Source organism: Streptomyces sp. HUAS TT11, assembly GCF_051553595.1.
Classification (GTDB): Bacteria; Actinomycetota; Actinomycetes; order Streptomycetales; family Streptomycetaceae; genus Streptomyces.
Map to the genome: position 1 here is coordinate 3573724 of NZ_CP196184.1, position 24671 is coordinate 3598394.

At 70.7% G+C, this 24671-nt stretch carries 21 protein-coding genes; 14 read left to right on the plus strand and 7 right to left on the minus strand.

The genetic code is table 11. From position 1 onward, the window contains the following. The first annotated feature begins 159 nt into the window (after positions 1-159). The gene (locus ACSHXN_RS15910) at positions 160-642 is read left to right on the plus strand and encodes a DUF6542 domain-containing protein (protein ID WP_355134616.1); all 483 of its coding nucleotides are present in this window, start codon (positions 160-162) and stop codon (positions 640-642) included. A 49-nt stretch (positions 643-691) separates the two neighbouring features. On the opposite strand, the gene ppgK is transcribed toward ACSHXN_RS15910, so the two are convergent. After that, positions 692-1438 carry a polyphosphate--glucose phosphotransferase gene (ppgK, locus tag ACSHXN_RS15915; RefSeq protein ID WP_355134614.1) on the minus strand — a complete coding sequence of 249 codons (747 nt, stop codon included), beginning with the start codon at positions 1436-1438 and terminating at the stop codon, positions 692-694. Between the two features lie 53 nt (positions 1439-1491). Then, on the minus strand, positions 1492-2496 hold the full coding sequence (locus ACSHXN_RS15920) for a 4-hydroxy-3-methylbut-2-enyl diphosphate reductase (protein WP_355134612.1): 1005 nt from the start codon (positions 2494-2496) through the stop codon (positions 1492-1494). Positions 2497-2585: 89 nt separating this feature from the next. On the opposite strand from ACSHXN_RS15920, the gene xseA reads away from it, so the two are divergent. Beyond that, on the plus strand, positions 2586-3794 hold the full coding sequence (gene xseA, locus ACSHXN_RS15925; protein ID WP_355134610.1) for an exodeoxyribonuclease VII large subunit: 1209 nt from the start codon (positions 2586-2588) through the stop codon (positions 3792-3794). A gap of 9 nt (positions 3795-3803) precedes the next feature. Further along, on the plus strand, positions 3804-4049 hold the full coding sequence (locus tag ACSHXN_RS15930; protein WP_355134609.1) for an exodeoxyribonuclease VII small subunit: 246 nt from the start codon (positions 3804-3806) through the stop codon (positions 4047-4049). A gap of 292 nt (positions 4050-4341) precedes the next feature. Here the strand turns inward: ACSHXN_RS15930 and ACSHXN_RS15935 are convergent, their stop codons facing one another. Further along, entirely contained in the window at positions 4342-4863 is a 522-nt protein-coding gene (locus ACSHXN_RS15935) for a DUF4245 domain-containing protein (protein ID WP_355134607.1), read from the minus strand. A 126-nt stretch (positions 4864-4989) separates the two neighbouring features. Here ACSHXN_RS15935 and glpX point away from each other — a divergent pair, with 126 nt between their 5' ends. Next, positions 4990-6024, plus strand: a complete 1035-nt coding sequence (gene glpX, locus ACSHXN_RS15940) for a class II fructose-bisphosphatase (RefSeq protein WP_355134605.1) — start codon at positions 4990-4992, stop codon at positions 6022-6024. Positions 6025-6253: 229 nt separating this feature from the next. On the opposite strand, the gene ACSHXN_RS15945 is transcribed toward glpX, so the two are convergent. Both ACSHXN_RS15945 and ACSHXN_RS15950 read right to left on the minus strand, forming a co-directional pair. Continuing rightward, positions 6254-6625 carry a WhiB family transcriptional regulator gene (locus ACSHXN_RS15945; protein ID WP_355134603.1) on the minus strand — a complete coding sequence of 124 codons (372 nt, stop codon included), beginning with the start codon at positions 6623-6625 and terminating at the stop codon, positions 6254-6256. A 162-nt stretch (positions 6626-6787) separates the two neighbouring features. Further along, entirely contained in the window at positions 6788-7489 is a 702-nt protein-coding gene (locus ACSHXN_RS15950; protein WP_356111584.1) for a DUF1707 SHOCT-like domain-containing protein, read from the minus strand. Positions 7490-7853: 364 nt separating this feature from the next. Between ACSHXN_RS15950 and ACSHXN_RS15955 the strand changes: the two genes are divergently transcribed. The 5 genes from ACSHXN_RS15955 (at position 7854) to ACSHXN_RS15975 (ending at position 15934) form a co-directional block, all read left to right on the plus strand. After that, positions 7854-9521 carry a fumarate hydratase gene (locus ACSHXN_RS15955; RefSeq protein WP_355134599.1) on the plus strand — a complete coding sequence of 556 codons (1668 nt, stop codon included), beginning with the start codon at positions 7854-7856 and terminating at the stop codon, positions 9519-9521. Between the two features lie 253 nt (positions 9522-9774). Beyond that, entirely contained in the window at positions 9775-11160 is a 1386-nt protein-coding gene (locus ACSHXN_RS15960; RefSeq protein ID WP_355134597.1) for a class II fumarate hydratase, read from the plus strand. 82 nt (positions 11161-11242) lie between these two features. Next, positions 11243-11935, plus strand: a complete 693-nt coding sequence (fomD, locus tag ACSHXN_RS15965) for a cytidylyl-2-hydroxypropylphosphonate hydrolase (RefSeq protein ID WP_355134595.1) — start codon at positions 11243-11245, stop codon at positions 11933-11935. Positions 11936-12209: 274 nt separating this feature from the next. Continuing rightward, positions 12210-14327, plus strand: coding sequence for a SpoIIE family protein phosphatase (locus tag ACSHXN_RS15970; protein ID WP_355134593.1), 2118 nt, complete (start codon positions 12210-12212; stop codon positions 14325-14327). A gap of 143 nt (positions 14328-14470) precedes the next feature. Beyond that, complete coding sequence (locus tag ACSHXN_RS15975; RefSeq protein ID WP_355134591.1) at positions 14471-15934, plus strand: catalase; 1464 nt, start codon at positions 14471-14473, stop codon at positions 15932-15934. Positions 15935-15985: 51 nt separating this feature from the next. Here ACSHXN_RS15975 and ACSHXN_RS15980 read toward each other — a convergent pair whose 3' ends face one another. Next, complete coding sequence (locus ACSHXN_RS15980) at positions 15986-18325, minus strand: transglycosylase domain-containing protein (RefSeq protein WP_356111578.1); 2340 nt, start codon at positions 18323-18325, stop codon at positions 15986-15988. A 238-nt stretch (positions 18326-18563) separates the two neighbouring features. Between ACSHXN_RS15980 and ACSHXN_RS15985 the strand changes: the two genes are divergently transcribed. The 5 genes from ACSHXN_RS15985 to ACSHXN_RS16005 all read left to right on the plus strand — a co-directional run bounded on the left by ACSHXN_RS15985 (position 18564) and on the right by ACSHXN_RS16005 (position 23462). Next, a complete protein-coding gene (locus ACSHXN_RS15985; RefSeq protein ID WP_355134587.1) occupies positions 18564-19496 on the plus strand; it encodes an SPFH domain-containing protein in 933 nt (310 codons plus the stop codon). Continuing rightward, entirely contained in the window at positions 19442-19741 is a 300-nt protein-coding gene (locus ACSHXN_RS15990) for a hypothetical protein (RefSeq protein WP_383357765.1), read from the plus strand. Before ACSHXN_RS15985 ends, ACSHXN_RS15990 begins: the two co-directional genes overlap by 55 nt. Positions 19742-19867: 126 nt before the next feature. Continuing rightward, positions 19868-20392 (plus strand): PadR family transcriptional regulator, encoded by a 525-nt coding sequence (locus ACSHXN_RS15995; protein WP_355134583.1) that lies wholly within the window; start codon positions 19868-19870, stop codon positions 20390-20392. Then, entirely contained in the window at positions 20389-21078 is a 690-nt protein-coding gene (locus ACSHXN_RS16000; RefSeq protein WP_355134581.1) for an ABC transporter ATP-binding protein, read from the plus strand. Before ACSHXN_RS15995 ends, ACSHXN_RS16000 begins: the two co-directional genes overlap by 4 nt. Positions 21079-21164: 86 nt before the next feature. Then, positions 21165-23462: an ABC transporter permease gene (locus tag ACSHXN_RS16005; protein WP_438306470.1), complete on the plus strand. Its 2298-nt coding sequence runs from the start codon at positions 21165-21167 to the stop codon at positions 23460-23462. 154 nt (positions 23463-23616) lie between these two features. Here the strand turns inward: ACSHXN_RS16005 and ACSHXN_RS16010 are convergent, their stop codons facing one another. After that, entirely contained in the window at positions 23617-24603 is a 987-nt protein-coding gene (locus tag ACSHXN_RS16010) for a LysR substrate-binding domain-containing protein (RefSeq protein WP_355134579.1), read from the minus strand. Positions 24604-24671 lie beyond the last annotated feature (68 nt).

Below are 24671 nucleotides of genomic sequence, written 5' to 3' on the forward strand. Positions count from 1 at the left end.
TAAGTTGGTCCAGTGGAGCAACACAGGACGCGACCCCCTCACGACGGACCGCGACGCGGTGCGCCCCTTCCCCCGCAGGGCCGACGGGACGCGGCCGCGCCCGCGCGGTCCGGTCCCCCCGCCCGGGCCGGCGGCCCCGCATCGGGGGCCGGCCCCTCCGTGGCGCGTCAGGCCGACCACGGCGACATGCAGCGGCGGCAGGCGCCCGCGCGCCGGAACGCCCCCCCGCTCGTCCCGCCGGTACGGCGCCTGCCCGGCCCCCGGCTCACCGGTCTGGGCGGCGGGCTGTTCTGCGCCGCCGTGATGCCGGTGATCGGCGCTGTCGACCGGCTGCTGTTCGACTCGTCGCTCACGCTCTACGGCGTGCTGTTCCTGCCGGTGGCCGCGCTGACCGCGCTGTGGGTGCGGGCCGGCGACCTGGTGGCCGCGCCCGTGTCGGCGCCGATCGCCTTCGCCGTCGGACTGCTGACCGTGGCCGACGGGGGCGACGGGTTCAGCGGTCATCTGGTCGGGCTGGTGACCGGGCTCGCCACGCAGGCCGGCTGGCTGTACGGCGGGACGCTCGTCGCCGGTGTGATCGCGACCGTACGCAGGATGCGGATGCTGCGCCGCCGGGCGGCACAGCGCCGCCGGACGGCGTGACCGCCCCGGCTCCGCACCGCCGGACCGTCCGAGCACCCCGCCGCGGCGCTCACTCCTGCTTGGCCGCCCGCATCGCCGCGCCCACGATTCCCGCGTTGTTCTGGAGCTGGGCCGGGACGATCTCCGCCTTGATGTCCTCGATCAGCGGCAGGAACTTCTCGGACTTGCGGCTGACGCCCCCGCCGATGACGAACAGCTCGGGCGAGAACAGCATCTCCACGTGCGCCAGGTACTTCTGCACCCGGCGGGCCCAGTGCTCCCACGTGAGCTCGTGGTCCTCCTTGGCCTTCGTGGACGCGCGCTTCTCGGCGTCGTGGCCGTTCAGCTCCAGATGGCCGAGCTCCGTGTTCGGTACGAGCGCGCCGTCCACGAACAGCGCGCTGCCGATGCCCGTGCCCAGCGTCAGCACGATGACGGTGCCCCGGCGGTCGCGGCCCGCGCCGAACTCCATCTCGGCCACGCCCGCCGCGTCCGCGTCGTTGAGCACGGTCACCGCGAGCCCGCCCAGCCGCTCGCTGAACAGGGCGCGTGCGTCCGTGTCGATCCAGCTGCTGTCGACGTTCGCCGCCGTACGGATCGTGGAGCCGCCGGTGACGACTCCGGGGAATGTCACGCCGATCGGTCCCGTCCAACCGAAGTGGCCGACGACCTCCTTCACCCCGTCGGCCACGAGGTCGGGCGTCGCCGGGTGCGGGGTGAGCACTTTGCAGCGCTCCTCCACCAGGACGCCCCGCTCCAGGTCCACGGGAGCGCCCTTGATTCCGGATCCACCGATGTCCACGCCGAAGATCTGCATGGGCACCACGGTACGGCGTACGGGCTAAGCGTTCTTCCCGATCTTCCCGACCGTCAGTTGTCGCCGGTGGCGTCCGAGCCCAGCTCGGCGGCCTCCGCACGCAGGTCCCGCCGGAGTTCCTTGGGCAGCGAGAAGGTGATCGACTCCTCCGCCGCCTTGACGATCTCGACGTCCTCGAAGCCGTGCCCGGACAGCCACTCGAGGACCTGCTCGACCAGGATCTCCGGGACGGAGGCGCCCGAGGTCACCCCGACCGTGGACACGCCCTCCAGCCACGCCTCGTCGATCTCGTCGGCGAAGTCCACGAGGTACGCCTCCCGCGCGCCCGCGAGCTTGGCGACCTCGACCAGGCGCTTGGAGTTCGAGGAGTTCCGGGAACCCACCACGATCACCAGGTCCGCCTCGGCACCCATCTGCTTCACCGCGAGCTGGCGGTTCTGGGTGGCGTAGCAGATGTCGTCGCTGGGCGGGGAGATCAGCTGAGGGAAGCGCTCCTTGAGGGCGTCGACCGTCTCCATGGTCTCGTCGACGGAGAGGGTGGTCTGGGAGAGCCAGACGATCCTCGACGGGTCGCGCACCTCGACCTTGGCGACGTCCGCCGGGCCGTCCACGAGCTGGATGTGGTCGGGGGCCTCGCCGGAGGTGCCGATGACCTCCTCATGGCCCTCGTGCCCGATCAGGAGGATGTCGAAGTCGTCCTTGGCGAAGCGGACGGCTTCCTTGTGGACCTTGGTGACCAGCGGGCAGGTCGCGTCGATGGTGGCGAGCCGGCCCCGCTGCGCCTCTTCGTGGACCGTGGGCGCGACGCCGTGCGCGGAGAACATGACGATGTTGCCCGGCGGCACCTCCTCCGTCCGTTCGACGAAGATCGCGCCCTTCTTCTCCAGGGTCTGCACGACGTATTTGTTGTGGACGATCTCGTGGCGGACGTACACGGGGGCCCCGTACTGCTCCAGGGCCTTCTCGACGGCGATCACGGCACGGTCGACACCCGCGCAGTAGCCCCTGGGGGCGGCGAGCAGAACACGGCGGCCAGGCGAAGCGGTCATGCGCACCATCGTAAGGCCGTGTCCGGGCCCGCAGACCGCCTCCCCGGGGAGAGGTTGTGCCGACCGGCGATGTCGGTCCGGGCCGTTACCCTCGGCGCATGGCTGTCAACACGTCCGCGGAGTCACCCCTGCCCGTCGGTGAGGTGTCGCGGCTCATCGGCGGATGGATCGACCGGCTCGGAGCCGTGTGGGTCGAAGGACAGATCACGCAGCTGTCGCGGCGGCCCGGTGCAGGTGTCGTCTTTCTGACCCTGCGCGATCCGTCGTACGACATCTCCGTCGGTGTCACCTGCTACCGCCAGGTGTTCGACGCCGTCGCCGATGTCGTGAGCGAGGGCGCCCGTGTGCTCGTCCACGCCAAGCCCGAGTGGTATGCCCCGCGCGGACAGCTCTCGCTGCGCGCCGCGGAGATTCGGCCCGTGGGCGTCGGTGAGCTGCTGGCGCGGCTGGAGCAGCTGAAGAAGTCGCTGACCGCCGAGGGGCTGTTCGCCGCCGAGCGCAAGAAGCCGCTGCCCTTCCTGCCGCAGCTCGTCGGGCTCGTCTGCGGCCGGGCCTCGGCGGCCGAGCGGGACGTGCTGGAGAACGCCCGGCACCGCTGGCCCGCCGTCCGCTTCGAGGTGCGCAACGTCGCCGTGCAGGGGGTGCACGCCGTGCCCCAGGTCGTCCAGGCCGTGAAGGAGCTGGACGCGCTGGACGAGGTCGACGTGATCATCGTGGCCCGCGGTGGCGGCAGCGTGGAGGACCTGCTGCCGTTCTCCGACGAGCAGCTCGTACGGGCGGTGGCGGCCTGCCGCACCCCTGTGGTGTCGGCCATCGGGCACGAGCCGGACAATCCGCTGCTCGACCATGTCGCCGATCTGCGCGCCTCCACACCGACCGACGCCGCCAAGAAGGTGGTGCCCGACGTCGGCGAGGAGCTGCAGCGTGTGCACGCGCTGCGGGACCGGGCGCGGCGGTGCGTGCTGGCGTTCGTCGAGCGCGAGGAGCGGGGACTCGCCCATGCGCTGGCGCGGCCCTGCATAGAGGATCCGCACCGCATGGTCGACGAGCGGGCCGAGCAGGTGACCTCGCTGGCCGACCGCAGCCGGCGCACGCTGAGGCATCTGCTGGACCGGGCCGAGTCGGAGCTCACGCACACCCACGCACGTGTGGTGGCGCTCTCGCCGGCCGCGACGCTTCAGCGGGGCTACGCGGTGCTGCAGAGGGCCGACGGGCACGTGGTCCGGGCGCCGGAGGAGGTGTCGGCGGGCGAGGCGCTGCGGGCGCGGGTCGCCGAGGGCGATTTCACGGTACGGGCAGAGATCTAGGGTGGGCGCATGACCGGCAAGACGGACGAGGCACTCGGGTACGAGCAGGCACGGGACGAGCTGATCGAGGTCGTACGGCGGCTGGAGGCCGGGGGCACGACGCTCGAGGAGTCCCTGGCTCTGTGGGAGCGGGGCGAGGAACTGGCCAAGGTGTGCCGGACGTGGCTGGAGGGAGCCCGGAAGCGGCTGGACGCCGCCCTCGCCGAGGAGCGGGAGGACACGGACGGCGACGGGGGCACCGAGGGCTCCGGGTGACCGGGCCGGCGGTTTGTGCCGTCGGCCGTGGCCGGTGCCCTGCGAGCGGTGTGATGTGCCGCATCACACGCCCGTTGATTGAAGTTTGAACTTAATAGGGTTAGCGTTCATCTCGCAGGGGCTCACCGCCGAGCCGATGACCCGTCCGGACATCGAGGTCCGGAGATCGACCGGGGCGTCGGAACGGCCGAGCCGGCTGCGCACACATGAGGAGGGCCCCCGCCGATGACGCCGGGGGCCCTCCTCATGCGCGGGTCCGCGCGGGGCCGCCGCGGAGCGCGGCCCCACGGCCTCACTCGGTCTTCAGCGACTGCGCCATCTTCGCCAGCTGGGCGAACGACGCCGTCCCGGCCACCACGGTCGTGGAGCCCTTGTCCTTGAACACGAGCGCGTCGTAGCGGCCGCCCGTGTAGCGCTGCCAGGTACGGCCGCCGATGTTCTGGGTCACCTCGGTCCCGTGTCCGCCCTGGCTGGCCTCGTCGATGAATGCGGACGGCTTCTGAGTGGACTGCTCGATCGTCACGTACTGACCGGTCGGGTCCTGGAAGCCCAGGTGCCAGGCGTCGAAGGGTTCGCCCTGGAAGCGCACCGAGGTGGCCTTCCAGGTGCCCGGCAGGCCTTCGGGCGCCGCCACCGGGTAGGCCGCCGCGCGGCGAGCCGTGAGCAGCTCGACCCGGTAGTCGACCCGCTGGAGATCGGGAGCATGGTCGTCGTGCGGGAGGAAGAGGTAGACGACCCCCGCCATCAGCCCGACCACGCCCAGGGAGAGAAGCATGCCCCGGACCGTCTTCTGCTTGCCATTCGTACCTGCCACTCCCCTATCGTCGCAGGTACGACGGTCCGCTCATCCGTGGGCCCCCCTGCTCATTTTGTCTGCCCGGCGATAGAGTCGTGGGCACACCCTCATCCGGCCGTCGTCGTATCAGAAAGGTGCGCTCCGATGACCGAGAATCATCATCTGCCCTCCGAACTCGAAGTTCCCTCCGAGGCACCCGACCGCAACCTCGCCCTCGAACTGGTCCGCGTCACCGAGGCCGCCGCGATGGCCGCCGGCCGCTGGGTCGGCCGCGGGGACAAGAACGGGGCCGACGGCGCCGCGGTGCGTGCCATGCGCAACCTCGTCCACACCGTGTCGATGAACGGCATCGTCGTCATCGGCGAAGGGGAGAAGGACGAGGCCCCGATGCTCTTCAACGGGGAGCGGATCGGCGACGGGACCGGCGCGGAGTGCGACATCGCCGTCGACCCGATCGACGGCACCACGCTCACCGCGAAGGGCATGCCGAACGCGATCGCGGTGCTGGCCGCCGCCGACCGCGGCACGATGTTCGACCCGTCCGCCGTCTTCTACATGGACAAGCTCGTCACCGGCCCGGAGGCGGCCGACTTCGTCGACATCGACGCCCCGGTCTCGGTGAACATCCGCCGCGTCGCCAAGGCCAAGCGGTCCGCGCCCGAGGACGTCACCGTCGTCATCCTCGACCGGCCGCGCCACGAGAGCCTCATCCAGGATGTCCGGGAGACCGGCGCACGCATCAAGCTGATCTCGGACGGCGATGTGGCCGGCTCGATCCTGGCGCTGCGCGAGGGCACCGGCATCGACCTGCTGCTCGGCGTCGGCGGCACACCCGAGGGCATCATCTCGGCCTGTGCGGTCAAGTGCCTGGGCGGGACCATCCAGGGCAAGCTGTGGCCCAAGGACGACGAGGAACGACAGCGGGCCGTCGACGCCGGGCACGACCTCGACCGGGTGCTGACCACGGACGACCTGGTCTCCGGCGAGAACGTCTTCTTCGTCGCCACCGGCATCACGGACGGCGAACTGCTGCGCGGAGTGCGGTACCGCTCCGAGACCGCCACGACCGACTCGATCGTGATGCGCTCGAAGTCCGGCACCGTCCGCCGGATCGACTCCGTGCACAAACTGAGCAAGCTGCGTGCGTACAGCACGGTCGACTTCGACCGCGCGCAGTGATCGCGGCCCGGCTCGCCGGGCAGATCGGCTCGGGGCGCCCTCGGTGCGGAGAGGGCGCCCTCCGCCGTTTCCGGGGGCGGTGCGCGGGTGGTGGAAGCCGGGCGCGGAGGGCGTGGTGAGAGCCCGACCGTGCTCGGGCCTGCGTCGTCGGGCCCCGCACCGCGCGCTCTCACCCCGGGCCTGCCCTCGGCTCGTCGGCCGGCCGGTGGGCCACTGCTGGCGCGGGCTCCTAGCCGGCCGCGGCTATCGTCCCTCGTGCGGCCTTCTTCAGCTCCATGTCCCGGCGCCGGCGCCGGGCGAGGACCACACGGCGCTCGGCGGCCGTGAGGCCGCCCCAGACCCCGTACGGCTCGGGCTGGACCAGCGCGTGTTCCCGGCACTCCACCATCACCGGACAGCGCGCGCAGACCCGCTTGGCCGCCTCCTCGCGGGACAACCGGGCCGCGGTGGGTTCCTTGGAGGGGGCGAAGAACAGGCCGGCCTCGTCCCGCCTGCACACCGCCTCCGTGTGCCACGGGGCGTCCTGGTTCCTGTCACGCACCGGCACTCGCTGGTGCGGGATGCCAGCGACCTGCAGGGACGAATGCGGCGGTTGCAGCACGGTCTACTCCTGACGACGGCTTCGCGAGCGAGAGACGATGCAGCAAGGCCTACCCGCTGTGCGCACGCCTATGCACTGTGTCCCCGACGGCTGCTGTTGCAGGGGGTGTTCACGACTTGGGGATGCGTCCGGCCGGCCGGGGACGCGAGCGGGACCCGGGAGTCAGCGGTCGAGGTGCCTGCGCAGAGCCCTGTCGACCTTGTCCGACACACGATCGAGGATGTCGGCGACCAGCTTGCCCCGCTTGGGCCGCGCCTCCACGTTCCCGAGCACGGCGAGTCCGTCCACATGGACGACGGGTGCGTTCTGCTCACCGGAATCGAGTGGACTCACCTCGAAGTTGCCGAGGACGGCGCCGCCGGTGCCGCGCAGCGTGATGTTCTCAGGGACACGGATCGTCACGTCACCGAAGACCGAGATCGCCTTGATCACGACCTGCTGGTACTCGAAGATCGCCTCGCTGAGGTCGATCTCGACGCTGCCGAAGATCGCGTAGGCGTGCAGACGGCGGCCGGGGCGCCAGCGGCCCTTGCGGATGGCGCTGCTGAAGACCGCCACCACGTTCGCGTCGGGCTCGGTGGGCACCGTGCCCGGGGCGGGGCGACCCGGCGGGGCGTAGGCCGTGCCGGTGCGGCGCGCGTGCGCCGCGGGCAGGTCGCGGACGAACAGGTCCAGCTCCCCGACCGTCTTGGCGTTCAGCACGCCCTCGACGCGCTCGGCGTGCTCCTCCGCCGTGAGGCGCCCCTCGGCGAGGGCGTCGCGCAGGATGTCGGCGATGCGGTCACGGTCGGCGTCGGAACAGCGCAGCTCGGTCGCGGGCACGGGCCCGCGGGCCGTCGGGGCGGGGCTCTTGTGAAGGTCCACGGCAGCAGCGTACCCAAACGCGATAGATCGCGACTACCCCCCGGCACGGCCTGTGGAGAACCCGCCGGCCGGACCGGCCCCTTCCGCCCGGCCGACTGAGCCTTACCTCACAGGTTCACCGCGAGTGCCAGGTCCTACGCTGGTGAACGCTGCCAACGGAGGCCAGCCACGGCGAGTGAGCCGAGGGGCGCGCCTGCGCTGGGAGACCGAGGGTCCCCTGCTCGAGCAACCGAGAGCCCGGGGAAGCGCGCCGAGGCCCGACACGGAAGAGCCGGGTGCGGCCGGTCGCCCGGCACGGGTCCACCGCGCCCCGGAGGTGCATCACGCCACGAAAACCCGGCCTGTCTAGTGAGGAATGGGCGAGATGCCTGAGTTCGCGTACACCGATCTGCTCCCGACGGGAGAGGACACCACGCCGTACCGGCTGGTCACCTCCGAGGGCGTCTCCACCTTCGAGGCCGACGGGCGTACGTTCCTCAAGGTCGAGCCGGAGGCGCTGCGCAAGCTCGCCGAAGAGGCGATCCACGACATCCAGCACTACCTGCGGCCCGCGCACCTCGCCCAGCTGCGGCGCATCATCGACGACCCGGAGGCGTCCTCGAACGACAAGTTCGTGGCGCTGGACCTGCTGAAGAACGCGAACATCGCCGCGGCCGGCGTGCTCCCGATGTGCCAGGACACCGGCACGGCGATCGTGATGGGCAAGCGCGGTCAGCAGGTCCTCACCGGGGGCGAGGACGAGAAGGCCCTCTCCCGCGGCATCTACGACGCGTACACCCGGCTGAACCTGCGGTACTCGCAGATGGCTCCGCTCACCATGTGGGAGGAGAAGAACACCGGCTCCAACCTGCCGGCGCAGATCGAGCTCTACGCCACGGACGGCGGCGCGTACAAGTTCCTGTTCATGGCGAAGGGCGGCGGAAGCGCCAACAAGTCGTTCCTCTACCAGGAGACGAAGGCCGTCCTGAACGAGGCCTCCATGATGAAGTTCCTCGAGCAGAAGATCCGCTCGCTCGGGACCGCCGCCTGCCCCCCGTACCACCTGGCGATCGTCGTCGGCGGCACCAGCGCCGAGTACGCGCTGAAGACCGCCAAGTACGCCTCCGCGCACTACCTGGACGAGCTGCCGAGCGAGGGCTCCGAGCTGGGCCACGGTTTCCGGGACAAGGATCTGGAGGAGAAGGTCTTCGAGCTCACGCAGAGGATCGGGATCGGGGCGCAGTTCGGCGGCAAGTACTTCTGCCACGACGTGCGCGTGGTGCGCCTGCCGAGGCACGGCGCGTCCTGCCCGGTCGCGATCGCGGTCTCCTGCTCCGCCGACCGGCAGGCCGTCGCGAAGATCACGGCCGAGGGCGTGTTCCTGGAGCAGCTCGAGACGGACCCGGCGCGGTTCCTGCCGGAGATGACGGACGAGCACCTGGAGCAGGACGGGGACGTCGTCCGCATCGACCTGAACCAGCCGATGGACGACATCCTCGCCGAGCTGACCAGGTACCCGGTGAAGACGCGCCTTTCGCTGTCCGGACCGCTGGTCGTGGCGCGCGACATCGCGCACGCCAAGATCAAGGAGCGGCTGGACGCCGGCGAGGAACTGCCGCAGTACCTGAAGGACCACCCGGTCTACTACGCCGGCCCCGCCAAGACCCCCGAGGGGTACGCGTCGGGTTCCTTCGGTCCGACGACGGCCGGACGCATGGACTCGTACGTGGAGCAGTTCCAGGCGGCGGGCGGCTCCAAGGTGATGCTGGCGAAGGGCAACCGGAGCAAGCAGGTCACGGACGCATGCGCGTCGCACGGCGGCTTCTACCTCGGCTCCATCGGCGGCCCGGCCGCCCGTCTCGCCCAGGACTGCATCAAGAAGGTCGAGGTCGTCGAGTACGAGGAGCTCGGGATGGAGGCCGTCTGGAAGATCGAGGTCGAGGACTTCCCCGCGTTCGTCGTCGTGGACGACAAGGGCAACGACTTCTTCCAGGCACCCGCCGAGCCGCCCACCTTCACCTCGATCCCGGTCCGCGGCCCCGGGCTCGCGTAGTACGCCGGAGCGGGGGCGGTTCCGCCCCCGCCGCCGCGTCCTTCCCCGGGCCGGCGGTCCGTCCGGCGCATCGCGGGGACGGCTGCCCGCCCCCGCGGGACCCCGGCTCCCGCCCCTTCCGAACAACGCTCCCGGAAGGGGCGGCGCCGCCCGGCCGCGAGCGCTCCGGATCACCCGCGCGTTCGGCTCCACCACGGAACACGTTCGGCTCCACCAAGGAACAAGCGCACCCGGTGCCCGCGCTGTACCGGACATGAGCGAATACCGCATCGAGCACGACTCCATGGGCGAGGTAAAGGTCCCCGTCGACGCCAAGTGGCGGGCGCAGACCCAGCGCGCCGTGGAGAACTTCCCCGTGTCCGGACAACGGATCGAGCGCGCGCACATCGAGGCGCTCGCACGGATCAAGGGCGCTGCCGCCAAGGTGAACGCGGAGCTCGGCGTGCTCGACAAGGACATCGCCGAGGCGATCCGGGAGGCCGCCGCCGAGGTCGCCGAGGGCCGGTGGGACGAGCACTTCCCCGTCGACGTCTTCCAGACCGGGTCGGGGACCTCGTCCAACATGAACACCAACGAGGTGATCGCGACTCTGGCCACCGAGCGGCTCGGCAGGGACGTGCACCCCAACGACCATGTGAACGCCTCCCAGTCGTCCAACGACGTCTTCCCCTCCTCCCTCCACATCGCCGCCACCGCCGCCGTCGTCCGCGACCTCGTCCCCGCCCTCGAACACCTGGCGGCCTCCCTGGAACGGAAGGCCGGCGAGTTCGCCGACGTCGTGAAGGCCGGGCGCACCCACCTCATGGACGCCACACCGGTCACACTCGGACAGGAGTTCGGCGGATACGCCGCCCAGGTGCGCTACGGCGTCGAACGGCTGAACGCCTCGTTGCCGCGGCTCGCCGAGCTGCCGCTGGGCGGTACCGCGGTCGGCACCGGCATCAACACCCCGCCCGGCTTCTCCGCCGCCGTCATCGCCGAGGTCGCCCGGGCCACGGGGCTGCCGCTCACCGAGGCCCGCAACCACTTCGAGGCCCAGGGCGCCCGGGACGGCGTCGTCGAGACCAGCGGGCAGCTCAAAACCATCGCGGTCGGACTGACGAAGATCGCCAACGATCTGCGGTGGATGTCCTCCGGGCCGAGGACCGGACTCGCCGAGATCGCCCTTCCCGACCTGCAGCCGGGGTCGTCGATCATGCCCGGCAAGGTCAACCCGGTCGTCCCCGAGGCCGTCCTCATGGTTGCCGCGCAGGTCATCGGCAACGACGCGACCATCACCGCGGCGGGCGCCTCCGGCAACTTCGAGCTCAACGTCATGCTGCCGGTCATCGCGAAGAACGTGCTGGAGTCGATCCGCCTGCTGGCGAACGTCTCACGGCTGCTCGCCGACCGCACCGTCGACGGGGTCGTCGCCCACCGGGAACGCGCCCGTGAGTACGCCGAGTCGTCGCCCTCCGTCGTCACCCCGCTCAACAAGTACATCGGGTACGAGGAGGCCGCGAAGGTCGCCAAGAAGGCGCTCGCCGAGCGCAGGACGATCCGTCAGGTCGTCCTGGAATCCGGGTACGTGGAGCGCGGGGACCTGACGCTGGAGCAGCTCGACGAGGCGCTCGACGTCCTGCGCATGACGCACCCGTAGCCGTCCGTCGTTTCATCCGCCCGTGACGCGAACCGTGACCGGGACCGCAGCGTCGTATGCCCGAGGCACCTAATATCTGTGCATGGCAGACGGCGGAGCGGTGGGACGGACGGAAGCGGGCGGGCCGGCGACGCACTGGGCCCCGGGGGATCAGGTCCTCTGGCGGTACCGGGAGAACGCCGGCGAGCGCTTCCACATCGCTCGCCCCGTCACGGTCGTCAGGGACGACGAGGAACTGCTCGCGGTGTGGATGGCTCCCGGCACCGAGTGCGTCAAGCCCGTCTTCACCGACGGCACGCCACTGCACGCCGAACCGCTGGAGTCCCGCTACACCAGGCGGCGGACCGTGCAGCTCGACCGCTGGTTCGGCACCGGTGTGCTCAAGCTGGCGCGTCCCGGCCGCCCCTGGTCGGTCTGGCTGTTCTGGGATCCCGGCTGGCGGTTCAAGAACTGGTACGTGAACCTGGAGCAGCCGCTGGTCCGGTGGGCCGGCGGCGTGGACTCCGAGGATCACTTCCTCGACATCTGCGTCTACCCGGATCGCAGTTGGGGCTGGCAGGACGAGGACGAGTTCGCGCAGGCCCAGCGGGACGGGCTGATGGACCCCCGGCTCGCCGAGCGCGTACGGGCCGCGGGGCGGTCCGCGGTGGAGGTGATCGAGGCCTGGGGGGCGCCGTTCTCGGACGGCTGGCAGCACTGGCGGCCCGATCCGTCCTGGCCGGTGCCGCCCCTGCCGCGGGACTGGGACCGTACTCCCGCGTACATGACGTCATGAGACCCTTGTTGCGCCCCCGCGGTACAACCGTAGGATCGTCCTCCGCAAGGGCACACAACAGCAACTCCCGCAGAATGCGCTGGGCTTGACCGAACGTCACCGAGGGGCGGCAGGACGTGAGCGAGGGGTACGAGGGCCACACCGGGACGGCGCGCCCGACCCGTGGATCATGTACGGCGGGTGACCGCAGGGGAATTTCGTTCCTGGGACACGTATTCCGGGTATCGGCTTCTCGGCGGGACGAACTGCACGCACGGCGCGCAGCCCCGGACGGATGGACTCGACACGCGTGACGGAGCACCCGACCTCCCACAAGAGCCCGCAGCAGGGCGTCGGCCCTGCGGACCCCCGCGGGGCGCTCCTGCGTACCCCGGAACCGCTGCCCACCCCACCCGCCACGGCTTTACCGGCACAGACCCGGGCGGGTGACGAGGCGCCGTCGTCCGGCCCGCTGTCCTGCGCGAAGCAAGGTCCGTCGGGCAACCCGGGCGGCACCTCCTCCTCGTCGCCCGCGACGGGTGGCTCCGAACACTCCCAGCCGGCCGCCGAGGAGCCGGGCACGCACCGGCCGCGCCCGGCTCCGGAGGGCATCCCGGCGCAGCCCGGCGGTGAGCAGGACCGGGTGTCCGCGCCGCCCGGCGGCAAGGACCGGCGCACCGGCCAGAGCCCGCCGCCGCACGGCCCCATGCCCATGCGGCGTGACGGGGACCGGCTGCGTTTCGTGGGCGCCGCCACCCGGCGGATCGCCCGCGGCATCGACCTCGACGAGATCGTGATGGGCCTGTGCCGGGCCACCGTGCCCACCTTCTCGGACGCGATACTCGTCTATCTGCGCGATCCGCTGCCCGTGGGCGACGAGCGGCCCACCGGACCGCTCGTACTGCGGCTGCGGCGCACCGACCGGATTCCGCAGGAGCGGGACCTGGAGGACGGCATCCTCCCGGTGCCGGTACCGGAGAGCTCCGGCCTTCTGGCCCTGAGCAGCGAGCTGTGCGAGGTGCGACCCGGAGGTGCGCTCGCCGAGGTGCTGCGGGGGGTCCGTCCGGTCTTCGCGGACGCGCCCGCCGCCCGCGCCGCGCTGCCCGAGCTGCTCGGCGACGACACCATGGTCCCCGCGGGCCAGCGGGCGATCCTCGCACCGCTGCGCGGCCGCCGCAGGGTCATCGGCGCCGTGCTGTTCCTGCGCCGCCCGGACCGGCTGCCGTTCGAGGCGGACGATCTGCTGGTCGCCGCGCAGCTCGCCACGCACAGCGCGCTCGGCATCGACAAGGCGGTGCTGTACGGCCGCGAGGCGTACATCGCGGACGAACTGCAGCGGACGATGCTGCCCGAGACCCTGCCGAACCCGACGGGTGTCCGGCTGGCGTCGCGCTATCTGCCGGCCGCCGAGACCGCCCGTGTCGGCGGTGACTGGTACGACGCGATCCCGTTGCCGGGCAGCCGCGTGGCGCTCGTGGTCGGCGACGTCATGGGCCACTCCATGACATCCGCGGCGATCATGGGTCAGCTCCGGACGACGGCCCAGACGCTCGCCGGGCTCGATCTGCCGCCGCAGGAGGTGCTGCACCACCTCGACGAGCAGGCCCAGCGGCTCGGCACCGACCGCATGGCCACCTGCCTGTACGCGGTGTACGACCCGGTCGCGCACCGGATCACCATCGCCAACGCCGGCCATCCTCCGCCGGTCCTGCTGCACCTCGGCGGCCGGGCGGAGGTGCTGCGGGTCCCGGCGGGCGCTCCCATCGGGGTGGGCGGGGTGGACTTCGAGGCCGTGGAGCTGGACGCACCGGCCGGCGCGACCCTCCTGCTGTACACCGACGGGCTCGTCGAGTCGCGGCTGCGGGACGTGTGGACCGGTATAGAACAGCTGCGGGAGAAGCTCGCCGCGACCGCCCAGCTCACCGGCGCCGATCACCCGCCGCCGCTCGAGGCGCTGTGCGACGAGGTGCTCGACATGCTCGGCCCGGGCGACCGCGACGACGACATCGCGCTGCTCGCCGCCCGCTTCGACGGGATCGCGCCGAGCGACGTCGCGTACTGGGTCCTCGATCCCGAGGACGCGGCGCCGAGCCGGGCCCGGCGGCTGGCCCGCCGTGCGCTCGCCCACTGGGGCATGGAGGAGCTGACGGACTCGGTGGAGCTGCTGGTCAGTGAGGTCGTGACCAATGCGGTGCGCTATGCGTCACGTCCCGTCACGCTGCGGCTGCTGCGCACCGATGTGCTGCGCTGCGAGGTGGGCGACGACGTTCCGCAGCTGCCGCGGTTGCGGCAGGCCCGGGCGACGGACGAGGGCGGCCGCGGCCTGTACCTGGTCAACCGCCTGGCCCGGCGCTGGGGTGCGACCCGGCTGAGCACCGGGAAGGTGGTCTGGTTCGAGCTGAACAGGGGCTGAGCGGCGGGGACGGCCCGAGCGGCAGTAGAACGATGCCGGTCTTGGACTCAGTCCAAAAGTTGCCAACCTCCCGTCGTAGGAGTTGACTGCTGGGGTGAGCGAAGCGACCTGACCGACCCCTTTTGCACGACGGGAGGACGCTCGTGACGCAGGCACCCCAGTCGGTTCCTTACACCACCAGCAATGCGGGTATCCCGGTGGAGAGCGACGAGCACTCGCTCACCGTCGGCCCCGACGGACCGATCCTGCTCCAGGACCATTACCTCATCGAGAAGATGGCCCAGTTCAACCGGGAGCGGGTACCGGAGCGGGTGGTACACGCCAAGGGCAGTGGCGCGTACGGAACCTTCGAAGTCACCAACGATGTCAGCCAGTTCACCAAGGCCGACCTGTTCCAGCCGGGGAAGCGCACCGAGATGCTCGCACGCTTCTCCACCGTCGCCGGTGAACTCGGCTCCCCGGACACCTGGCGCGACCCGCGCGGATTCGCGCTGAAGTTCTACACCCAGCACGGCAACTACGACCTGGTCGGCAACAACACACCGGTCTTCTTCGTCCGTGACTCGCAGAAGTTCCAGGACTTCATCCGCTCCCAGAAGCGCCACCCGGTGACCGGGCTGCGCAACAACGACATGCAGTGGGACTTCTGGACCCTGTCCCCCGAGTCCGCGCACATGGTCACGTGGCTCATGGGCGACCGGGGCATCCCGAAGACGTACCGCAACATGAACGGGTACTCCTCGCACACCTACATGTGGGTCAACGGCGGCGGCGAGAGGTTCTGGGTCAAGTACCACATGAAGACCGACCAGGGCATCGACTTCCTCACCCAGGAGGCGGCCGACGAGCTGGCCGGCAAGGACGCCGATGTGCACCGCCGCGATCTGTACGAGGCGATCGAGCGCGGCGACCACCCGTCCTGGACGATGTACGTCCAGGTGATGCCCTTCGACGACGCGCCGGACTACCGGTTCAACCCGTTCGACCTCACCAAGGTGTGGCCGCACGGCGACTACCCGCTGATCGAGGTCGGCCGGATGACGCTCGACAAGAATCCGGAGGACTACTTCATCCATATCGAGCAGGCCGCGTTCGAGCCGTCCAACATGGTGCCGGGCATCGGCCCGTCCCCGGACAAGATGCTGCTCGGCCGGCTCTTCTCGTACCCGGACACGCACCGCTACCGCATCGGCCCCAACTACGCCCAGCTGCCGCCCAACCGCCCGCGTGTGGACGTGCGCTCCTACGCCAAGGACGGCCCGATGCGCTACGAGCCCGCGCGCACCGCGCGGCCGTACGCACCGAACTCCTACGGCGGACCGGCCGCGGACGTCCAGCAGTTCGGCGATCCCGCCGGCTGGCACACGGCGGGCGAGATGGTGCGGGAGGCCTATCGGCTGCACCGTGAGGACGACGACTTCGGCCAGGCGCACACGATGGTCCGCCAGGTCCTGGACGAGGCGGCCCGCGACCGGCTGGTCTCCAACGTCACCGGGCATCTGCTGCAGGGCGTGAGCCGCCCGGTCCTGGACCGTGCGCTGCAGTACTGGCGCAACATCGACAAGGAGATCGGCGACCGCATCGCCCACAACGTCAACGGCGACTGACGCACCGCACACGAAGGGAGCCCGGTGGCCTGTCCACCGGGCTCCCTCGTGCTACTGGCCCGCGTTGGGATCGAGCGGGTTCTTCGGGGTGCTCGGAGGCGTGGTCCCCGGAGGTGCCGGCGGGGTCGTCGTCGGCGGCTCGGACGTCGGCGGCTGGGTGGCCGGCGTCGTGGTGGGCGGAGTCGTCGGCGGCGCGGACGTCGCCGGCGCGGTGGTCGGCGTCGACGGCGGGCTCGTGGTCGGCGACTGCGAGAGGGTCGGCGACAGGGTCGGCTGGACCGCGGCGCCCTGCGTGGTGTCCAGGTCGAACTTGGCGACCTCGCCCATCGCCTCGAAGGTGTAGGCCGCCCATATCTGTGCCGGGTAGCCACCGCCGTTGATGCGGCCGGGGGCAGGGAGCAGGCCCGTGGCGCCCTGGAGGGTGACCTGGGCATGACTCTTGGCGTCCTCACCGAAGAGGCCGACCGAGGTGACCAGGTTCGGCGTGAAGCCGGTGAACCAGGCCGACTTGTTGTTGTCGGAGGTACCCGTCTTGCCCGCCACCTGCTGGCCGTCGCGTGAGGGGTTGTCCCGCACCGACACCTTGGCCGTACCGTCGTCGACCACGCCGGTGAGCACCGAGGTCACCGTGTCGGCGGCCTCGCGGCTGATCACCTGGTCGCCGATCGGGTCGGGCATGGTGACCGTGCGGTCCTTGTGCTCCGCCGACTTGATGATCGCCGGGGTGACCTTCCTGCCGTGGTTGTCGAGGGTCGCGTAGATGCCGGCCATCTCCAGCGGGCTCGCGCCCATACTGCCCAGGGTCTGCGCGGGCACGGCCTGCATGCCCTTGGTGTCCATGCCCAGGTCCTTGGCGGCCTTCATCACGTTGTCCATACCGACGTCCACGCCCATCTGCGCGAAGACCGAGTTCACGGACTGGTTCATCGCCTTCTGCACCGTGATGTCGCCGTAGTCCTGGTCGTCCTCGTTCGGCGGGGCGAAGGCGATCGCGCTGCCCTTGACCGGACGGCCGCTGGTTCCGTCGTAGATCGTGTTGGCGGTGATCGCCCGGTCGTCCTGGGTCTTGGCCTGCTCGTCCACGGCGGCGGCGAGTATCAGCGGCTTGAAGGTGGAGGCGGGCTGGTAGTCGCGGCGCGTGGCGTTGTTGGTGAAGTGCTTGAGGTAGTCCACGCCGCCGTACATGGCGAGCACGCGGCCCGTCTTCGGGTCCACGGACACGGCACCGGGCTGGACGTCGCCGTCGACCGGCCGCTTCTTCGGGTTCAGCTTGCTGGTCAGCCTGTCCTTGACGGCCTGCTCCAGCTGGGCCTGCTTCTTCTTGTCGACGTTCACGGTGATGGTCCAGCCGCCCGACTTCACGAGCGCCTCGGCGTCACCGATCGAGGCCGCGGTGCCCTGGGAGACGAGCTGCCGCTCCAGGGACGCGTTGGCCGCGTCCACCAGATAGCCGGTCTGCCCCTCCATGCCCGGCGCCCCCTTGGGCGCCTTCGGCACCGGGAACTTCATGGCCGCGCGCTTGCCCGCGTCCAGCCAGTGCTGGCCCACCATGTTGTCGAGCACGTAGTTCCAGCGATTCTGCACCAGCTTCTTGCCGGTGTCGGTGGCGACGGCCCAGTCGTACTGGCTCGGCGCCTGGAGCAGCGCCGCCAGATACGCGCCCTCCCCCACCGTGAGGTCCTTGGCGTCCTTACGGTAGTAGGCCTGCGCGGCGGCCTGGATGCCGTAGGCGCCACGACCGTAGTAGCTGGTGTTGATGTAGCCCGCCAGGATGTACTCCTTGGACTTCTGGCGGTCCAGCTTCAGCGCGATGACCAGTTCCTTCAGCTTGCGCGTGGCGGTCTGGTTCTGGTTCAGGTAGTAGTTCTTGACGTACTGCTGGGTGATCGTCGAACCACCCTGCGCGCCCTTGCCCGAGACGGTGTTGAGCAGACCGCGGGCCGTGCCCTTCAGGTCGACGCCCGCGTCCTGGTAGAAGGTCTTGTTCTCGGCGGCGACGAAGGTGTGCTGGACCTCCTTGGGCACCTGGGCGAGGTCGACGTTCTCGCGGTTGACCTCACCGGTGCGGGCCAGAATGCTGCCGTCGCTGTACTTGTAGACGTTGGACTGCAGCTTGGCGGCGGCGTTTCCCGCGGGGATCGGGGTCGTCACGTACATCAGGACGAACGCGCCCATGACCAGCAGCACGAAGCCGAACAGCGTGCCGAGCATCGACTTCCAGGTGAAGAACCTGCGTATGCCGCCCTTCTTGCTCTTGGCGGCGCTCGCACGCGCGGCGGCCCTGCCGCCGACCGACGGGGAGCCCGCCGTCCGCTCGGCTCCGGACGAGCGCTTGGGCGCCGCGCGGCGGCCACCGCGCTGCCGCGCTCGTCTCTCTTCCGCTCGTCCCATGGGTCGATCCGCTCCGCTTCGTTCTCGTGTGTCACACAGGGGCGTGGCTCGGGTCAGCTCAGAAAACTAACACCACGCGATATGACAAAGGCCCGCCGATCACGCCTTTTGCGGACGTGACAATCAGCACCTGCCCCATCCGAACCGACGATCGAACGGCATGGAAGGTTGTCATGACGGGTAATGTGATATCACTTAGCTAGAGCCGTGCTAGAGGATGAAACGGGGGATATCGCCCATGTCCACACAAGATGCTTCCACTGCCGGTGACATACCGGAGATGCCCGCGCCCCGGGTCCGCGAGTTCGCCGCGCACAGCATCGGCGGCGGGGCGTCGCTGCTTCTCGGACTCGTCGGACTGGTGCTGGGCGCGTGCCTGATCGTGCTGGGGGCGAACCTCGGCTCCGGCTCCGGGGCCGCACTGATCGTGGTCGGCGTCCTGCTCGCCCTGTCGGCGCTCGTCGCGATGGCCGGCCTGAACACGGTGGCACCCGGTGAGGCCAGGGTCGTCCAGCTCTTCGGCCGCTACCGCGGCACGATCCGCCAGGACGGACTGCGCTGGGTGAATCCGTTCACCTCGCGCACGAAGATCTCGACCCGGGTGCGCAACAACGAGACGACCGTCCTCAAGGTCAACGACGCCTACGGCAACCCGATCGAGCTGGCCGCCGTGGTGGTCTGGAAGGTCGAGGACACCGCGCAGGCCGTCTTCGAGGTCGACGACTACCTGGAGTTCGTCTCCACACAGACCGAGACCGCCGTGCGGCACATCGCCATCGAGTACCCGTACGACGCCCACGAGGAGGACGGGCTCTCACTGCGGGGCAACGCGGAGGAGATCACCGAGAAGCTCGCCGCGGAGCTGCAGGCGCGCGTGGAGGCCGCCGGAGTGCGGATCGTCGAGTCGCGCTTCACACATCTCGCCTACGCGCCGGAGATCGCCTCCGCGATGCTCCAGCGGCAGCAGGCCGGAGCGGTGGTCGCCGCGCGCCGGCAGATCGTCGACGGCGCGGTCGGCATGGTCGAGGCGGCACTCACCCGGATCGCCGAGCAGGACATCGTGGAGCTCGACGAGGAACGGAAGGCGGCGATGGTGTCGAACCTGATGGTGGTGCTCTGCGGGGACCGGGCACCGCAGCCCGTGCTCAACACCGGATCGCTCTACCAGTGACGGACCCCTCCGAAGGTCCGGCCCCCCGTAGTCGGCCGCAGCAGCGCAAGCAGGTGCTGCTGCGGCTGGATCCGTCGGTCTACGAGGCACTCGCCCGGTGGGCGTCGGACGATCTGCGCTCGGCCAACGCCCAGATCGAGTTCCTGCTCCGGCGCGCCCTCGCGGAGGCGGGCCGGCTCCCCCGCGGGACCACACCGATCCCCCGCCGCGGACGTCCGCCGGCCGCCGACGGCCCGGAGACCTAGACGGGCGCCCGAACCATGTAGCCGAACCGTGACAAACGGCTCCCACCTGGGAAGACGCGGTCCGGACCAAGATCTATACGCAGTATGTATACGTGGGGTGTATACGCCATGTGTACAGTGCTTGCCATGTCCATCGGTCACACTCTTCTCGGACTCCTGGAGTCCGGACCACGTCACGGCTACGACCTGAAGCGGGCCTTCGACGAGAAATTCGGTCACGACCGGCCGCTGCACTACGGCCAGGTCTACTCGACGATGTCCCGGCTGCTGAAGAACGGCCTCGTCGAGGTCGACGGCATCGAGCCGGGCGGCGGGCCCGAACGGAAGCGCTATGCCATCACCGACGCCGGGGTCACCGACGTTCAGCAGTGGCTCGCGACCCCGGAGAAGCCCGAGCCGTATCTGCAGTCGACCCTCTACACCAAGGTCGTCCTCGCACTGCTCACGCACCGCGACGCGGCCGACATACTCGACACGCAGCGTGCCGAGCACCTGCGCATGATGCGGATCCTGACCGACCGCAAGCGCAAGGGCGACCTGGCCGACCAGCTGATCTGCGACCACGCCCTGTTCCACCTCGAGGCCGATCTGCGCTGGCTGGAACTGACCGCCGCACGCCTCGACAGGCTCGCGGAGGCGGTGGCCAGGTGACTCCTCCCCCCGGTTCCCTGCTGACCGCCCAGGACCTGCGCAAGGCGTACGGTCCGACCGTGGCCCTCGACGGCGCCGAGTTCTCCATCCACCCGGGTGAGATCGTCGCCGTGATGGGTCCGTCCGGTTCGGGGAAGTCGACCCTGCTGCACTGTCTCGCCGGGATCGTGCCTCCCGACTCGGGCTCGATCCTCTACAACGGCCGCGAGATGGCCGGCATGAGCGACGCAGAGCGCAGCCTGCTCAGACGTTCGGAGTTCGGCTTCGTGTTCCAGTTCGGTCAGCTCGTGCCCGAACTGACCTGCGTCGAGAACGTGGCCCTCCCGATGCGTCTGAGCGGCACCTCGCGCAAGGAGGCCGAGCGGACCGCCCTGTCCTGGATGGAGCGGCTCGAGGTCGACGACCTCGCCGGCAAGCGCCCCGGTGAGATATCCGGAGGCCAGGGGCAGCGTGTGGCCGTCGCCCGCGCCCTGGTCACCAACCCGCGCGTGCTCTTCGCCGACGAGCCCACCGGCGCGCTGGACTCCCTGAACGGCGAGCGGGTGATGGAGCTGCTCACCGAGGCCGCCCGGTCCACCAACGCGGCCGTCGTGCTGGTCACGCACGAGGCGCGGGTGGCCGCGTACTCCGACCGCGAGATCGTCGTACGGGACGGCAAGTCGCGGGACATGGAGCGCGCCGTATGAGCACGCGATCGGAGCGGCTCCCGGCGCACGAGGGTACCCCCGCTCGAGCCGGGGCGGGAACCCTGGGGAGCTTCCGGGATCTGGCCATGGGGGTCCGGTTCGCCGTCACCGGCGGGCGGGAAGGGTGGGTCAGGCTCCTGCTGACGGCCGTCGGCGTCGGACTGGGGGTGGCTCTGCTGCTCCTCACCACCGCGCTGCCGAACGCGCTCACGGTGCGGCGCGAGCGCGAGGAGGCGCGTCTGGACTACACCTACAGCCGCACGGTCATGCCCAAGGCCGACGACACCCTCGTGATCGCGGACATCGACACCACGTACCGCGAGAAGGACGTGCGCGGGCGGCTGACGGAGCCCGAGGGTGCACGGGCACCGCTTCCACCGGGGGTGGACGGGTTCCCGGCGGTGGGCGAGATGGTCGTCTCCCCCGCGCTGAAGGAACTCCTCGCATCCGACGGCGGGAAGCTGCTGCGGGAGCGGCTGCCGTACCGGATCGTCGGGACCATCGGGGAGAGCGGGCTCATCGGCTCGGCCGAACTCGCCTACTACGCAGGGGCGGACGGCCTCGCCAAGAGGATCGACGGCTCGTCGGTTGCCCGGATCGACCGCTTCGGCAATCCGAACCCGACGACCGAGCGGTCGGACCCGGTGCTGGTCCTGCTGTCCCTCGTCGTCTTCGTGGTGCTGCTGACCCCGGTGGCCGTGTTCATCGCCGCGGCCGTGCGGTTCGGCGGTGAGCGGCGCGACCGCAGGCTCGCCGCACTGCGGCTGATCGGCTCCGACGGCGGGATGACCCGGCGGATCGCCGCGGGCGAGGCTCTCGCGGGTGCCCTGCTCGGGCTGGTCCTCGGAGCCGGGTTCTTCCTGGTGGGGCGTCAGGCGGCGGGATCGGCGGTGGTCCTCGACGTCAGCGTGTTCCCCAGCTATCTGAACCCTTCGCCGCTCCTCGCCGTGCTCGTCGCGGTCGCGGTCCCGGCGGCCGCGGTGCTGGTGACGCTGTTCGCGCTGCGCGGTGTCGTCATCGAGCCGCTCGGTGTGGTGCGCACGGCGCGGCCCGCGCGACGCCGGCTGTGGTGGCGGCTGCTGCTGCCGCTGGCCGGACTCGCGATGCTCTACCCGATGATCGGCAAGGGCCGGACCCACGGCGACTTCAACCAGTACCTGGTCACCGGTGGCGTCGTCCTGCTGCTGGTGGGCATCACCGCGCTGCTTCCCTGGGTCGTCGAGACCGTCGTCGCCCGGCTCGGCCGGGGCGGTGTCGCCTGGCAACTCGCCGTGCGCCGACTCCAGCTGAGCAGCGGCACGGCGGCCCGCATGGTCAACGGCATCGCGGTGGCGGTGGCCGGGGCGATCGCGCTGCAGATGCTGTTCGCCGGGGTCGAGAGCGACTACACCAGGCAGACGCAGAACGATCTCTCACGGGCGCAGATGCAGGTGAGCCTGCCGAGCGGAGTGGCGGTCGGCGCGGCTGCCGCGAAGCTCGACGCCACGCCGGGCGTACGGAAGGCCACCTCGCTGTCCGGCACCGGCATCGGCGAACGCCGCAAGGACCCCGAGGTCTCCAGCGACCTCAGCATCGGCGACTGCGCCGCCCTGCGCGAGCTGGCCACGCTGCCCTCGTGCCACGACGGTGACGTGTTCGTGCTGCGGGGCGCCGAGTACGACCTGGCCACGCCGAAGCTCGTCACACCGGGACGGACGCTCTACCTCGATCCCTCCTACGGAAGCGAGCACAGCGGCGAGGTGGCCTGGACCGTGCCGGCGGGACTGAAGCAGGCCCGGTCGATCGAGGACCCGACGGGAGTGCGGCGCGGCGGCGTCCTGATGACGCCGAGCGCGCTGCCCGAGCGGGCCGCGCGGATCGTCACCGGGGTGGTCTACCTGTCGCTCGACGAGTCCGTGCCGGATGTGCGCGAGTACGTACGGAACACGGCGGCGAAGATCGACGTGCAGGCGAATCCCATGGTCTGGGCGGCGTCCGAGCGGTCCCACCGGTTCACCTCCATCCGCACGGGGCTGTTCGTCGGCGCCACCTGCGTGCTGGCGCTGATCGGGGCGAGCCTGCTGGTGTCGCAGCTGGAGCAGCTGCGGGAGCGCAAGAAGCTGCTGTCGGCGCTGGTCGCCTTCGGCACCCGGCGCCGCACACTGAGCCTGTCGGTGCTGTGGCAGACGGCCGTCCCGATCGCGCTCGGGCTGGTGCTGGCCTCGGCGGTCGGCCTGGCCCTCGGGGCGGTCCTGCTGAAGATGACCGCCCAGAGCATCCGCGTGGACTGGGCCGGCGTGCTGTCGATGACGGGCATCGGCGCCGCGGTCGTCCTCGTCGTGACGCTGCTCAGCCTGCCGCCGCTGCTGCGGCTGATGCGGCCGGACGGACTGCGTACGGAGTGACCGACACCCTGCCGTGCGGGCCCCTCCCCCTGACCGGGAGGGGCCCGCACGCGTTCTCAGGGCGTACTCCGGGACGTTGAATGCTCGCGCCGTTCCCGGTGCGTCATCGGACCCATGAAGGACCGAGTACGTGTGCGGACCTGTCCGGGGATTCTCAGTCGTCGGGCCCCAACACCCTTACGGGCAGCGGGAGCAGCGCCTCGCGGAGCGCCCCGGCCAGCTCCTCGTACTCGGTCCCCCGCGCGGCACCCGCGCGCATCGCGAAGGCGACGCGCCGGGACGGCGCCGGATCGGCGAAGCGGCCGGTGAGGAGCCGGCTGTTGCGGGAGGTCTCCACCTTGAGGGCGGTGCGCGGCAACAGGGTCACCCCGAGCCCGCCGGCGACGAGCTGGACGAGGGTGGACAGCCCGGCGGCGGTCGTGGTCACCGGCGCGCCCCCCGCAGGACCTCGCCCCGCCCCGCTGATGCCGCGTCCGGCCTCCCGGCAGATGTCGAGGGCCTGGTCGCGCAGGCAGTGCCCCTCGTCGAGCAGCAGCAGGTTCAGCTCGCGCAGGGCCTGCCGGGGGATGCCCTCCCGGCCGCCGAGCCGGTGGTCGTGCGGGGTGACGAGCACGAAGTCCTCGTCGTAGAGCGGGAGTTCGACGACGCCCGGCACACCGAGCGGGACGGCGAGCAGGAGCAGGTCCAGACGGCCGCCGGTGAGTCCGTCGAGCAGGCCGGCCGTCTGCTCCTCGTGGACCTGCAGGTCGAGGTGCGGATAGCGGTCGTGGACGAGGTTGAGGACGGCCGGCAGCAGATACGGCGCGACGGTCGGGATCACCCCGAGCCGCAGCACCCCGGTGAAGGGCGCCCGGACGGCCTCGGCCTCCTCCATGAGCGCGCCGACCTCCGCAAGCACCGCCTTGGCCCGCACGGCGAGCCGCTCACCGGCCGGTGACAGGAGGACCTTGCGGGTGGTGCGCTCCAGCAGGGTGAGGCCGAGGACCTCCTCCAGGGCGGAGACCGCGCCGGACAGGGCGGGCTGGCTCATGCCGATCGCGGCGGCGGCGTCCCGGAAGTGGAGGTGCTCGGCGACGGCGGCGAAGGCGCGCAGCTGGGCGAGAGTGGGCTGGCGGCGCCCGTTCGTCCTGGTCCCACTCATTCCCCTGAACCCCCTACCGATAGTGACTGATAGCAGACATCGATCAACTGACCCGAGTGTAGCTATTT